Below are 13774 nucleotides of genomic sequence, written 5' to 3'. Positions count from 1 at the left end.
GATGCTGGAGCTATATTTAATATTTATAAAGTTATGATAGAATATTCATTGCTTAATGATTGTCAACTTTAAGTTATTAGGTGATTGATTGCTAAAGTGGATAGCAATGAGTTACCGATAAATATTCCATCAGTATGAATAAATATTAAACTATTTATTCGATGTTTATAATGCGTTGTTAAACTGATTTCTTTCTTTGGGTGATGTAAAGGTAGTTGTTACTGGGTTGAATGAATTGATTTTAAATCAATGGTCAATTATAGGAAAAGTTATGCATATCCTTATCCCGGTTTTCTTCAAGGCTCCACTTGGTGGTCTTCATTCGCATGTATATGCACAAGCAAGAGCAATCACTAAAGTAGGTTGGCGTTGTACAATATTATGTAAGCCTGGAATTTTCGCTCAGCAATGTCGTGATATTGGTCTGGATGTAATTGAGGATGATTTTAAAGACCCCTCTGGATCAGCAACTCGTATAGCCAGTGCACTTAAATTTGATATTGTACATGCACATCCTTTTGCTTCTAGGGAAATTGGTCAGAGAATCGCTAGAAAATTAAATATACCAATTATGCTCACGATGCACGGAAAATATACCGACTCTTTAGAAGAAGACTCCGATGATTTTAGCCGAATCTTTTGTGTGAGCCTTGGTGTGAGAGATCATCTTGTCAAAGAGGGAGTCAAAAATCTCCATAAAATTCTGATCTATCCAAATGCTGTTAATACAGATCTTTTTTATAGTGGTCATAGTGAGCGATTAGATCGTATAAACGCAATAAGCTGTTATTTCCCGAATGGAATAGAGGCAAACGATCGAATAATTGTTTTTTCCTGTCGAATGGGGCTGGATAAAAAATTTATACTTAATTGTGTAATTGATGCCTGGGCTTATCAGGTCAAGAATAGATTGACAACTTGGAATTGGCTAGTTGTCGGTGATGGGCCTAGAAGACCTATGTTAGAGTCAGCTGCAAATGAATTGAATAAAGAACTTGGTCGCCAATGTCTAAATTTCACAGGCTGGCAGGAAGAAGAGAAACTTAATAAATTTTACCAGTCGGCTGACTTGGTAGTTGCTCCTGGAAGGAGTGCTCTTGATGCTTTGGGAAGTAATAGACCAGTAATTGCTATTGGTTCTCAATCATACATAGGCATTATTAATGAGGAAAACTGGTACAAGGGCACTTATTCAAATTTTGGTGGAGTTGGAGAAAGGGTATATATAAGTGGCGAGCTTTATAAGGATATTAATTCAATAATCTATGATGATGAGCGGCTTGCAGTTCTTGGTAGGCTTGGGAAAGAGAAAATTTCATATTTTTATGATCAAAAGTACTGGGATAAGTGGCTCGTTAATCAATATAGAGAAGCATATGAGCTTCATAATAAACCTCTTTCTGGAGAAACTGATGCCAGCAAAGATCTTAAGGAGATCAGCTTTCAGCCAAACTAATCTCTCTTGTCCTGATCTATTTCGTTTCTATTTTTGTGAGAGGTGACTACAAATTGAAGCCTCTTATTCCACCAATATAACTAAAGTGTTATCCATATAAGGCAGGCTGTATTTAATCTAGAAGCAGATCGAATATTCATATTAACTCTCAAGATGAGTCGTGATTATATTAAGGTTCGATAGGTTTATTTTTTCTAAACGGAATTTTTGGTGTGTCTAGCTAAACTTGATAGTGGCATTTGGCCACTATTTGCAAGCTAAAATTTATAAATTCTTCTGAAATTAAATGTATTCAGTTAGCCTTAAAGTAAATATCGTTTAGTACATTAACAATATTGCTTCTTTAAAGATTGAAACCTTTTCTAGCAACTATATTGTCGAAGCTTTGCCGAGGTGCAGGTCGGTTTTATCGGGGTAAGGAAGTTCCAAGTAAATTGTTTCTATAATTATTAGATTTTTTTGATTTATTTATTTATGATTGTACAGAATTATCGATATGAATTGATATTTTATCATAAAGCTGGAAAGCGGTATTAATAAGAGAGCTACCATTGAAATATGTAGAAATAATCGCAAATGCCGGGAGTTATAAAACTATCTCAGCAATTGCAAACAAGGTTAAGGCTGTTGACTTCAGAGGCGGAGTTATAGGGGATGACGGTATGCAGCAAATGCGCATGCTGGTCGATGATAGCAGACTTCAAGAAACCTTGGATACTCTTCAGACCATTTTGGGAGCACAACCCAGTGTTCGTATAGTAGTTTTGCCTGTCTATGCTGACTTACCAAAAGCTAAGGTGGAGGAGAAAAAAGAGAATGTATCGGCCAGTATCATTCGTGAATCTCTATATCAGGATATTGAAAGAGGGGCGCGTCTTGATTCCAATTATTTATTATTAGTTATATTGGCGACAACCGTAGCAGCTATAGGGCTAATAGAGAATAATGTCGCGGTTGTTATAGGGGCTATGGTAATTGCCCCCTTACTTGGGCCAAATCTAGCTCTAAGTCTTGGTACTTCTCTAGGTGATGGCGACTTAATGTTGAATTCAATAAAAACCTTATCTGTTGGTATTATTATTGCCATCGGGATGTCTGTATGGATTGGATTACTATGGCCTGGACAGTTCGATAACCATGAAATCATGTCTCGAACCAATGCAAGTCTGGATTCAATTGCTTTGGCTCTCGCTTCTGGTGCAGCGGCAACACTATCCTTAACCACGGGGCTGTCTGGTGTTTTGGTTGGAGTTATGGTCGCAGTAGCATTACTTCCACCTGCAGTAACAATGGGGATAATGATTGGCAGCGGGCAGATGCATTTGGCTAGCGGTGCAGGGTTGTTGCTTGCTATTAATATCGTCTGTGTTAATTTGGCGAGTAAAGTCGTATTTCTGTTTAAGGGTGTCAGCCCAAGAACCTGGATTGAAAAAAAGAAAGCTAATAAAGCGATGAGACGCTATATCCTTGGGTGGGTATCTACTTTAACTGCATTACTGGCTTTTATATTTTTTAAAGGCTACTGAGGATTTTTTGTCGTTCACCATTTAATAGATGGCGAAAGCAATATCTGTTGATATTTTATGTGATAGGAGGATATGGCTTCCGAAAGGTGCGTTTTTTAACGGGAGCCATATCATAAGTTTACAGTTATGGAAAAAGCTTACATGCTTTGTGAGGTCTTGTCCTGCCTATCTTATCGGGTTATCTGCTTGCCATAAAAACTAAGGATATTCTGTGTGGCTTGATGGTGCTCTTTTATTCTGGGGTTGCTATAAAATAAGTTAATTTTCAGCCTGTTTGAGAAATCTTTCTAAGTTTTTTATGGTTCACTACCCGTTTGATAGCGCATTGTCATCTGACCAGTTGCAAGCAGGGTTCCTACACTGTCATATACTTCGGTACAAGAATAAAAAATTTTGTGCCCCGAGCTGGTCAACTTGCCTATGGCGGTTAACTGGTTGGTTTTGGCTCGACCGGTGAAATTGGTTGTTAATGAAAGCGTGAGGGATTTACGTCGACGATTTGGGTATGGGCAATAGAGACCACAGTAGGAACCGGCAATATCAATTAACGATGTAATAAACCCTCCATGGGGTACTCCGTGGCTATTCAAATGCTCAGGAAGTACGGTTACGCTGATCACTACACGGCCTTCCTGCCACTCATCAATTTTTACACCCAAATGATCATTAAACGGTGGTTGTTTTATATCTTGCCAGTTCATTTGGATTTACCTTATGGGAGACTGGTTAGGGACAGGGTGCGTTCGGGCAGCCCGCTGTGTAGAGAAAAACACTGTGAGCAGACCTGCTATGACCACTATAAGAATTCCTATCAACGCAATTGTGTTAGGCAGATGTTGCCATATCAGCCAACCAAAAATGCCAGCAATAACTACTCCAAAATAACTGATTGGTGAAACTACACTGGGTTTTGCATAACTATAAGCTTTGGTATAGAGCCATATCGCTAATAAAACAGAAACTCCATTAAAAGCTAGGTAGGGAATGGTCCAACTAGGTATTGACTGCCAGTAGTGGATACCTAGGGGCAGGCTGCACATAAATGAGATAAGGACATAGTAAAACAAAATAAGACTCGGCCGATCAGTGTGAGACAGAATACGTGTGCCCACCATAGAGGCAGCTAGAGTAATACCTGACAGTAAGCCGAAGGCGTGACCACTGCTGATACCATGGATATCAGGTTGAAGAATCATTGCGATACCAAGTAACCCAAGCACGATGGGTAGCCAGCTTGTGGCGGGAATCTGTGCACGTGCCCAAAGCCAGGCTACAAGCGGAACAAAAATAGGGGCGGCATTGCGCAGTAAGCCTGCCTCCATCAATGAAATACGGCTGAGTGCATAAAAGTAGGAAAAGAAGCAGAGCCAGCCTGCAAAGCCGCGCAGTAAATGGGTTTTCCAGTGTTGTGTTATGAGCTGTTGGGGTGACTGGTGAACAAGCCAGGGAATAAGTAATAGTAAGCAGATACTGTATTGGCTGAGAACTATTAAAGGTACTGGTACCGCGGGTGATATCCATTTGCTGGCTGCGGCGGCTGTACTGGCAACCATAGCGGTGGCCAGTGCGTAACCTATGCCTTTCCAATTGTTTCTCTTAACCCTGGCTTGGATCGCTTTGTGGTGATCTGGCGGTTCTGGTGACTGTTCGAGCTGCAGCTCATTAAGACGCATTTGGCTCGGTCGTAGTTTCGATTCTATTAACGTATCAGGCCTTATCATTGTGTTGCCAACTAAAAATCTCTCAACTTTGGCAAAAAGGGTAACCGGTACTTTTACCGGTTACACTTGAGAAGCGAATACTATCGCTGATCATCTGCCCAGTCCGTAAATGTTTTACCTTCTTTTGCCAGTTGGACGAGCAATGGTGCAGGAGTCCAGTTGGCTTCGCCATATAGGTCACGGAATGTGCAAATAGTATCGTAGATCTTTTTCAAGCCTATGCTATCTGCGTAAAACATGGGGCCGCCACGATGGGGAGGGAAACCATAGCCATAAACATACACAACATCAATATCACTGGGGCGTTGGGCTATTCCATCTTCCAGAATCCTGACTCCCTCATTAATTAAGGAGAAAGTAAGGCGATTAAGAATTTCTTTATCAGAGATTTCTCGCCGCTCTATCCCGTGCGCTTTGGCTTGAGCCTCTATAATTGCTTGGACTTCGGGGTCACCGGTACGAGCGCGAGTTTCTGGGTCATAGCGGTAATAACCGGCTCCACTCTTTTGGCCCAGGCGTCCCATCTCTACTAAAGCATCCGCAATGCAGTAGGTTTTGGGGTCGCCTTTTTCTGCTTCGCTCAGGCCCTCGCGGGCCTTGTGGCCAATATCGAGACCGGCCAAATCTCCAACCGCTATGGGCCCCATGGCCATGCCCCAGGATTGCATTACGGTATCTATTTGCTCCGGGGTGGCTCCTTCTATTAAACAGAGTTGCGCTTCACGGGCATAGGGCCGCAGCATCCGGTTGCCAATAAACCCATAACAGTTTCCGGCCAGCACGGGAACTTTCTTGATAGTTTTTGCCAACCGCATTGCGGTAGCGATAACATCGTCGGCGCTCTTTGAGCCACGAACGACTTCTAGAAGTTTCATCACATTGGCGGGGCTGAAAAAGTGTAAGCCGATAACATCTTCTGGCCGATTGGTAGCAGCGGCGATCTGGTCGATATCCTGGTAGGAAGTGTTTGTTGCGAGAATGGTGCCGGGTTTACAGTATTGGTCCAGCTTGGAAAAAATTTCCTTTTTAAGCGTTACATTCTCAAACACAGCTTCGATAACGAGATCTACTTCTGCCAGCTCAGAGTAGTCAGTGGTGCCCTGGATTAGTGAGAGACAGTGTGCTTTTTCGGGCTCTGTAATCTTTCCCTTTTTCATACTGATATTGTAATTCTTGTCGATTACTGCTCGGCCACGTTCTACGGCAGCTTGATCGATATCTAGCAGCTTGACTGGGATACCGGCATTGGCAAAATTCATGGCGATACCTCCCCCCATCATGCCGCCGCCAATAATGCCAATACAGTTTATTTCTCTGATAGGGGTATCTTTGGAGAGACCCTGAACTTTTGCCGCACGTCGCTCGGCAAAGAACATATGCCTCAGGGCGGCGGACTGACTTGAGAGTAGGCATTCGATAAATAGATCCAGCTCTTTAGCCAGCCCTTTATCGAATGGCAGCTTCACTGCTGCCTCCACACAGGAGACAATATTCTGTGGGGCCAGTTGACCAGGTGCTCTTTTTTCCAGTCGCTGGCGGAAATCCTCGAACAGGCCCTCTGGAATACTGGCAGGATCTATTGTGATGTCCCGGACTCTGCGTGGTGGGGCTTTCTGGTCAATTAGTTCGCGAGCAAAGGCGAGGGTCCCTTCGAATAGATCATCATCAACCACGTGATCGATCAGCTTCATGCTTTTGGCTTTCGCGGCCGGGATTGGGGCACCCTTGGTGATCATTTCTAATGCAGCCGCAACGCCGGCCAGACGTGGCGTGCGCTGAGTACCACCGGCCCCAGGCAATAACCCCAATTTAACTTCAGGCAGGCCGACTTTGGCAGATGCCAGGGCACAGCGATAGTGACAAGCCAGTGCTACCTCAAAGCCACCGCCCAATGCGGTACCGTGAATAGCGGCAATCACCGGTTTACGAGAGTTTTCGATTTCTGTAATCACCTCAGATAAGGCAGGTGCCTGTGGTGGCTTACTAAATTCTGTGATGTCTGCACCAGCAATAAAAGTGCGGCCTTCACATATTAAAACCAGTGCTTGAGAGGCATCTTCCTGGGCACTCTTGATCGCTCCCCAAATGCCTTCGCGCAGCCCGTGGGAAAGCGCGTTGACAGGGGGGTTGTTAAGTCGAATAACACCAATATCGCCAATAAGTTCATAATTTACGGTAGACATTGTTATCTCCAGATCTTAAATGACTATTAGATTGTTTCTCCTAGAGGGGCTCGCCGGTTTTTATATACGCTCAATAATCACTGCGATTCCCTGACCAATACCAATACACATGGTGGCTAACCCGTAGCGTCCACCGCTACGCTCCAGCTGACGTAATGCTGTGAGTAGAATACGGGCTCCGCTGGCGCCGAGGGGATGCCCAACTGCAATTGCACCACCATTGGGGTTTACCCTGGAGTCCTCGTAATCAATCTCAAGCAATTTCAGGCAGCCCATGGCCTGTACAGCAAAAGCCTCGTTAAACTCCATGACATCCATATCTGCCAGGCTCAAGTCTGCACGAGCCAATGCCTTACGGGTAGCCGGGATCGGGCCTAACCCCATTACTCTTGGCTCCACTCCCGCAATAGCACTGGCGAGAATACGTGCGCGGGGCTTGAGATCTACGGCCTGGCCGACTTCCTGGCTGCCAATAATGAGTGCTGCGGCACCATCGTTGATTCCGGAAGCATTTCCGGCAGTCACTACGCCGTCTTCAAACAATGGGCGTAGTGTTTGCAGGCGCTCCAGGCTGGTATCGGGGCGGGGATGCTCATCAGTATCGATAAGGCGGGGTGGTTGCTTTCTACCCTGTGGCACCTCGATAGGAATAATTTCATCAATAAAAAAGCCATCAATACGTGCGCTATCATATTTTGCTTGTGAAGCTATCGCAAAGATATCGCACTCTTCCCGCTGAATATTCAGGTCTGCGGCGATATTGTCTGCAGTTTGCGGCATGGTATGGCTGCCAAATTCTGCAACAATATCGGGATTGGTGAAGCGCGGACCCAAAGTGGTATCCGCCAGTTGCTGGGTGCGATCGAACGGGCTGCTTGCTTTCGAGAGGACCAAAGGGGCGCGGCTCATGGATTCAACACCACCGGCAATGAACAAATCACCTTCCGAGGCCCTGATGCAGCGGGCTGCATCGGCAACGGCAGATAAGCCTGAACCACATAGGCGGTTTACCGTAATACCACCGGTGGAGATCGGCAGTCCTGCAATTAGCCCAGCAAAGCGGGCGATATTACGACTGTCCTCACCAGCCTGATTGGTATTTCCGGCAATCACATCCTCAAATTGCTTGTGATCGAAATTATTACGTTCAACCAGGGTTTTAATGACATGCGCGAGCATATTGTCTGGCCTGATACTGGAAAGGCTACCTCCATGGCGACCAAAAGCACTTCGACCGCCATCATAGATATAAGCTTGTGACATCGTCAGTTTTCCCAATGACTGATTATTATTTTGTGAGCAGTCGTAAATATCCGGGCTTAATCAATCTCCAGCGCTACCGGAATATTTTCCAATGCCTCCTCTGCTACCGTTTTAGTTGAAGGTTTTTCCAGACGAACTTTTGCAACCTGGCCCAGGGCACTATCAAAACGGGCAGAAAACTCTGCAGATATATTTTTTTCCTGAAGTGCCTGGCCAATAACATATTCGGTAGCGCGATTGCGCAAAGCGGGTTTAAATACCTTGGCTACCGCGGTTAGGGGTATTTCATCAATAATCTCTACCCGCTTGGGTATCGCTGCACGTTCAGAAATCTGGGTGCGGCAGTAGTCGATAAGCTGCTCTTCCGTGGGAGGATTTTCGGACGGATATAGAGTGACATAGGCCACCGGAACCTCTCCGGCATAGGCATCGGGCTGACCAACGGCAACGGCCATAGCTACGGCGGGGTGACGGCTTAGCGGTTCTTCAATCAAGGCTGGATCTATATTGTGGCCGCCACGAATGATTAAATCCTTGGCTCGCCCGGTCAGATAAAGATTGCCATCGCCATCGACATATCCCATATCGCCAGTATTAAACCAACTGTGATCAACCCAAGCCTTGGCGTTATCCTCTTCGGAGAGATAGCCTGAAAAAATATGTGGCCCCCGTGCAAGCACAATACCGACTTCACCGGTGTTGCAGGTTCTCATTAGTCGGTTTCCATCCACTTCGGCAATTTTCATTTCCATATAGGGGAGGCGGCGGCCGACGCTGCCCTCGGGTGCTTGCATATCGGTTGGCGGGCGGGCCAGCAGGCAGCTGGACTCTGTCATGCCATAGCCGTTGCTTACTGTCACATTGAATTTTTCCTCAAACGCACTTTTAAGCGCTGCGGGTAAAGGTGAGGCCCCGCAGCCAACATCTGTCAGGCAGCTGATGTCATTGTCGCCCACAGGAATTTGCATCAAGATGCCCAGAATAGTGGGCACGGCGGCAAAGCCCTGTACCCGGAAGCGGGCAACGTGATGCCACCAGTTGGGGAGCACATTGGGGGAGCGAAAACCTGAGGGAGTCATTATGACAATCGTGCGACCGGCGAGCAGGGTGCCAATGCCGGCGACCACCGTACCGAAAATATGAAATAAAGGAAGGCCGCTGAGGGTCGCAAATCGCCCCTTACTGGATGTTGTGTCCACACTCAGCTGTGCAACAAATGCAATATTGCTGTGGGTTAGTCGCGCAATTTTAGGCCGCCCGGTTGTCCCTCCGGTGTGGAAGTAGCTGGCAATTTCATCGCCTTGAATAGTTCGCCCACTAACTAAGTGGTCATTTGGCTGTTGGGCAATTGCCAGTACAAAATTCTCTACTTTTAAACCGGAAGGCATGGATAAGGTGCTGACCGGTTTTTTACTGATTAGCAGCAGTGCCTCTAAGGTTGGAACCTGCTCAATGACCTGCGCAACTTTTTCCCATATTTCCTCACTGAGATCCTGCCCAAGGCTGACTAATACCTTGGCTTTGGTGGCATTCATGATCTCGGCGATATGCTCCGGTTCCAGCAACGGATTGATGGGACTGGCGATTCCCGCGGCTTGTCCACCCCAGAGTGCGAAATGCGTTTCAGGCAGGTTGGGTAATAGTAATGAAACGGTATCTGTCGAATTAACGCCGAGAGAATGGAGTAGATTGGCGGTTTGGTGAACTTTTTCGGATAGCTGCGAGTAGCTCACTGTCACACTTTCTTCATCTGGTACAGCAGTGGGAAGAAATTCGATGGCTGCATCTTGTTGGTAAAGACGGGCGGCCTGCCGAATTAAGTCGTAGGTGTTTTCCCAGGGATAACGTTGTAACAATGGTACTTTTTCATATTCCTGGATTTCTGCAAGAGATTGCAGCATGGGACTGCCAGTGGAAGTGGACGTGATAGACATGGGGGCTTCTCTCACTATGGTTATTATGTTGGTGACAATATCAAAAGTGAAAAGAGCATTCCACTCTGCGGAATTCAATGGTAATGTTTTGTGCGTCGAGTGGTTATTTAAAAGCTAATTGGTGGGAATTGGCGGATAAATATTTACACCAGCTATGTATAAACGCCACTAAGAAGAAATTGGCGTCAATAGAGTTGGCTCGATAATTGAGGACCTACTTGCGTGAGTCGGAAAAAGTCAAAATAGCGATGCTCAGATATCAATATCATCCTGAAATTGTTTGTAGATAGGTTTGCTTAAGACAAAGAATGGAGCTCGCCGAGCCAGATCGAAAGTGAATTTATTCCGCTTGTATAAGGGAACTTCCGAATTTAGTACATGTTGATTTTGCAAATTGGTGAAGGAAGTTAGCTGAAAAATCTCTGCCAATTGCACCCATAAAAACAGGAGCAAGCGAATGAATATAGATTTTTCCCCCGAAGAATTAGCTTTTCAGCAGGAAGTTAAGCAATTCCTGCAAGAGAAGCTCCCGGCGGATATCAGTGAGAGGACTCTGGATGAAATTCCCCTGGGGAAAGAGGACTATGAACGCTGGCAAAAGATCCTGTACGAACAGGGTTGGGCTGCGACTAACTGGCCAGTTGAATATGGGGGTACCGGTTGGACGCCAACACAAAAATACATATGGGCCAATGAGTGTGCCAACTTCGGCGCGCCAGATGTAATTCCTTTCGGCTTTAAAATGGTTGCACCGGTTATCTTCACTTATGGCAGTGAAGAGCAAAAGCAGCGGTTTTTGCCGGATATTTTGGCAAGTAATGTTTGGTGGTGCCAAGGATATTCCGAGCCAAATGCGGGCTCTGATTTGGCGTCGTTAAAAACCACAGCAGTGCGAGACGGCGATGAGTATATCGTTAATGGCACTAAAACCTGGACGACTCTGGGGCACTGGGCCGATTGGATTTTTTGCCTGGTTCGTACCGGGGGCCCCGAAGTCAAGAACCAGGCCGCGATCACTTTCTTGTTAATTGAAATGAACCACCCGGGTATTACGGTATCGCCTATTATCACTTTGGGCGGCCATCATGAAGTGAATGAGGTGCATTTCAACAATGTACGGGTACCCGTGGCCAACCGTATTGGAGAGGAAGGTCATGGCTGGACCTATGCCAAGGTACTGTTGACCCATGAACGCACAGGCATTGCAAGGGTTGCTACTTCCAAAAAACGTTTACAGACTTTGAAAAAGCTGGCAGGTGATACTTGTGATGGTGACGCCAGCCTCCTGGAAAATCCAGCCTTTGCGCAAAAGCTCGCAGAAGTTGAAATAGATCTTTTAGCTTTGGAGTTTACTGAGCTAAGAGCACTTGCGGCAGTGAGTACCGGTAATGCACCGGGGCCAGAATCCTCCATTTTAAAAATTAAAGGAACTGAAATCGCCCAGCTTATTGATGAACTTTACATGGAAACTGCGGGTTACTACGGAATGCCATTTGTCCGGGAGCAATTTAAAAGCGGATTTGATGGCGAGCATGTAGGCCCTGGAGTTATTACCAGCAGCGTGCCCCGTTACTTAAATAACCGTAAATCTTCGATTTATGGTGGTAGTAACGAAATTCAGAAAAATATTATCAGTAAGTGGGTACTTGGTCTGTAAACGTGACGTTTAATGAGGATTGGAACGATGGATTTTTCCTATAGCGAAGAGCAGCAGATGCTGCAAAGCAGTGTGAGCAAATTTATTCAACAGGATTATGACTTTGATCGTCGCTGCAAGTTAATAGAAAGTGATACTGGGTTTGGTGAGGATAACTGGAAGTTATTTGCCGAGCTGGGCTGGCTAATGGTTCCATTTAGTGCAGAAGACGGTGGTTTGGGCGGTTCTGCTGTTGATCTGATGGTGGTGATGGAAGAGTTTGGTCGTGGCCTGGTGGTGGAACCCTTCCTGGCCAGTGCAGTTTTAAGTGGTGGGCTAATAGCAAGCGGTGCCAATGAGGCACAGAAGCGGGAGCTAATAAGCTTGTTGATGGAAGGCCAGTTGCAACTGGCATTTGCATTTGCTGAGCCCCAGAGCCGTTTCAATCTGTGTGATATTACTACTAAAGCTATAAGTAACGGAGACAGCTACGTAGTAAATGGCCACAAAGCTGTTGTTTTGAACGGTTCAGCCGCAGATAAACTATTGGTGGCAGTGCGTACTAGCGGCGGTCAACATGATTGTGAAGGTATCACTTTATTATTGATAGATGCCAACTCTGAGGGTGTTCATCGCCAGGGATATGCCACTGTGGATGGGCACCGTGCGGCTGAGGTAAAGTTTAATAACGTGATGGTTCCTGTGGCAAACCGAGTTGGGGAAGAGGGAGCAGCTTTACCAGTAATCGAACAGACAATTGACCGGGCCACACTGGCGCTGTGTGCCGAGGCAGTAGGGGCCATGGAAAAAATTTATAAAAAGACCGTGGAATATACAAAGACCCGGGAGCAGTTTGGCGTTGCCATTGGTAAGTTCCAGGCCTTGCAACACCGGATGGTGGATATGTTTACCGAATATGAGCAGGCCCGCTCTATTCTATTAATGGCAGCGTTACAGTTGGATGTGAATAATGGCGTTGCCCCTAAGGCAATTTCTGCAGCAAAAAGCCGCATTGGAAAAGCTGCCCGGTTAGTAGGCCAGGAAGCAATTCAGTTACATGGTGGTATAGGGGTTACAGAGGAGTTGGATGTAAGCCACTACTTTAAACGTTTAACCACAATCCAGTATTTGTTTGGTAGTACGGATTATCATACCCGCCGATTTGCCGGGCACTAGCGAGGCAGGCAGTTGTGAGGTGATGAGTTGTCCCCCAGGTTGGTCGCATTGAGCTACTAACCTGGGGTTAAGCTATCTAGTAGCGGATCAGCATGGCCTCTATATTGCCGACCATATTTTTCAATAAGGGGGCGACTTCTTCTTCCAGGAATTCTGGACTCAGGCGGTAAGCAGGACCGCCCGCATTAAATGTATAAATGCGCCCCTGGCTTAATTGTAGGGGGACAGCAATACCATTAACATCGCGATTCCAGTCGCCAAAGGAGCAACAAAAGCCGCGCTGCTTATAGCTTGCTACCGCTTCTTCAATTCCAACCTTGATTTTTGGCCAGCGCTCGCTATTTCTTTTCTCCAGGTGCCCATAAAAGTACTCGCGCTCCTCTTGAGGTAGTGCTGCCAGAAAAGCCCTTCCTGAGCCACTGGTAGCTAAAGAAACACGGTTACCTATTTCGTAGCGAAAAGTCGTAACATTAGCGGCTGCACAAAACTCGACAAATATCATTTCGAGCCGATCACGGTCAGACAGCCCTACAGCAGTTCCGGTGGAGTTTGCCAGGTCTTGCATTAAGGGCTTGGCAACCTGGCGAATAGCCAGATTGGACACGAAAGAGTAACCCAGTGCTAGTACGCCGCTTCCTAATTGGTACTTTTCCAGTCGATCCGAGTAGGTCAAATAGCCTAATTTTGTCAGAGTATAGGTTAACCGTGAAATACTAGAGCGAGGCAAGCCAGTGCGTTGGGCGATTTCAAGGTTACCCAGAAAGCCATCACCGGGCTGAAATGCCCGCAGAACATCCAGTCCTCGGGCGAGGGCTTCAATAAACTTGCGATCGGGTTCTGCGCTTTTCTTTCTTGGGAGATCACTCAGCGGAGCCATGG

10 protein-coding genes are annotated in these 13774 nt (G+C 46.2%); 4 read left to right on the top strand and 6 right to left on the bottom strand.

The features are described 5' to 3' along the window. Window positions 1-271: 271 nt before the first annotated feature. Together ACJJID_RS09740 and ACJJID_RS09735 are read left to right on the top strand one after the other, a co-directional pair. Window positions 272-1456: a glycosyltransferase family 4 protein gene (locus ACJJID_RS09740; RefSeq protein ID WP_444922559.1), complete on the top strand. Its 1185-nt coding sequence runs from the start codon at window positions 272-274 to the stop codon at window positions 1454-1456. Between the two features lie 551 nt (window positions 1457-2007). Next, window positions 2008-2982, top strand: a complete 975-nt coding sequence (locus tag ACJJID_RS09735) for a TIGR00341 family protein (protein WP_152453999.1) — start codon at window positions 2008-2010, stop codon at window positions 2980-2982. A 296-nt stretch (window positions 2983-3278) separates the two neighbouring features. Here ACJJID_RS09735 and ACJJID_RS09730 read toward each other — a convergent pair whose 3' ends face one another. The 5 genes from ACJJID_RS09730 to ACJJID_RS09710 all read right to left on the bottom strand — a co-directional run bounded on the left by ACJJID_RS09730 (window position 3279) and on the right by ACJJID_RS09710 (window position 10083). Beyond that, entirely contained in the window at window positions 3279-3683 is a 405-nt protein-coding gene (locus ACJJID_RS09730) for a PaaI family thioesterase (RefSeq protein WP_444922558.1), read from the bottom strand. Window positions 3684-3689: 6 nt separating this feature from the next. Next, window positions 3690-4655, bottom strand: a complete 966-nt coding sequence (locus tag ACJJID_RS09725) for a DMT family transporter (protein ID WP_444922557.1) — start codon at window positions 4653-4655, stop codon at window positions 3690-3692. A 128-nt stretch (window positions 4656-4783) separates the two neighbouring features. Continuing rightward, window positions 4784-6886, bottom strand: a complete 2103-nt coding sequence (locus ACJJID_RS09720) for a 3-hydroxyacyl-CoA dehydrogenase NAD-binding domain-containing protein (RefSeq protein WP_444922556.1) — start codon at window positions 6884-6886, stop codon at window positions 4784-4786. Window positions 6887-6946: 60 nt separating this feature from the next. After that, window positions 6947-8149 carry a 3-oxoadipyl-CoA thiolase gene (locus ACJJID_RS09715; RefSeq protein ID WP_444922555.1) on the bottom strand — a complete coding sequence of 401 codons (1203 nt, stop codon included), beginning with the start codon at window positions 8147-8149 and terminating at the stop codon, window positions 6947-6949. A 56-nt stretch (window positions 8150-8205) separates the two neighbouring features. Beyond that, on the bottom strand, window positions 8206-10083 hold the full coding sequence (locus ACJJID_RS09710) for an acyl-CoA synthetase (RefSeq protein ID WP_444922554.1): 1878 nt from the start codon (window positions 10081-10083) through the stop codon (window positions 8206-8208). Between the two features lie 457 nt (window positions 10084-10540). On the opposite strand from ACJJID_RS09710, the gene ACJJID_RS09705 reads away from it, so the two are divergent. Both ACJJID_RS09705 and ACJJID_RS09700 read left to right on the top strand, forming a co-directional pair. Continuing rightward, window positions 10541-11740, top strand: coding sequence for an acyl-CoA dehydrogenase family protein (locus ACJJID_RS09705; protein ID WP_444922553.1), 1200 nt, complete (start codon window positions 10541-10543; stop codon window positions 11738-11740). A gap of 27 nt (window positions 11741-11767) precedes the next feature. Next, entirely contained in the window at window positions 11768-12895 is a 1128-nt protein-coding gene (locus tag ACJJID_RS09700) for an acyl-CoA dehydrogenase family protein (RefSeq protein ID WP_444922552.1), read from the top strand. 76 nt (window positions 12896-12971) lie between these two features. On the opposite strand, the gene ACJJID_RS09695 is transcribed toward ACJJID_RS09700, so the two are convergent. Then, on the bottom strand, window positions 12972-13772 hold the full coding sequence (locus tag ACJJID_RS09695; protein WP_444922551.1) for an IclR family transcriptional regulator: 801 nt from the start codon (window positions 13770-13772) through the stop codon (window positions 12972-12974). Window positions 13773-13774 lie beyond the last annotated feature (2 nt).

The organism is Microbulbifer sp. CnH-101-G, assembly GCF_052466775.1.
The sequence above is the reverse complement of the archived record's forward strand: the minus strand, read 5'-3'. Positions and strand labels throughout refer to the sequence as shown.

What these genes read in the sequence shown, in the direction of transcription:
- ACJJID_RS09740 (WP_444922559.1), top strand. Translation starts at nt 272, where the DNA reads ATGCATATCCTTATCCCGGTTTTCTTCAAGGCTCCACTTGGTGGTCTT.
- ACJJID_RS09705 (WP_444922553.1), top strand. Translation starts at nt 10,541, where the DNA reads ATGAATATAGATTTTTCCCCCGAAGAATTAGCTTTTCAGCAGGAAGTT.
- ACJJID_RS09730 (WP_444922558.1), bottom strand. Translation starts at nt 3,683, where the DNA reads ATGAACTGGCAAGATATAAAACAACCACCGTTTAATGATCATTTGGGT.
- ACJJID_RS09715 (WP_444922555.1), bottom strand. Translation starts at nt 8,149, where the DNA reads ATGTCACAAGCTTATATCTATGATGGCGGTCGAAGTGCTTTTGGTCGC.
- ACJJID_RS09725 (WP_444922557.1), bottom strand. Translation starts at nt 4,655, where the DNA reads ATGCGTCTTAATGAGCTGCAGCTCGAACAGTCACCAGAACCGCCAGAT.
- ACJJID_RS09720 (WP_444922556.1), bottom strand. Translation starts at nt 6,886, where the DNA reads ATGTCTACCGTAAATTATGAACTTATTGGCGATATTGGTGTTATTCGA.
- ACJJID_RS09695 (WP_444922551.1), bottom strand. Translation starts at nt 13,772, where the DNA reads ATGGCTCCGCTGAGTGATCTCCCAAGAAAGAAAAGCGCAGAACCCGAT.
- ACJJID_RS09710 (WP_444922554.1), bottom strand. Translation starts at nt 10,083, where the DNA reads ATGTCTATCACGTCCACTTCCACTGGCAGTCCCATGCTGCAATCTCTT.
- ACJJID_RS09700 (WP_444922552.1), top strand. Translation starts at nt 11,768, where the DNA reads ATGGATTTTTCCTATAGCGAAGAGCAGCAGATGCTGCAAAGCAGTGTG.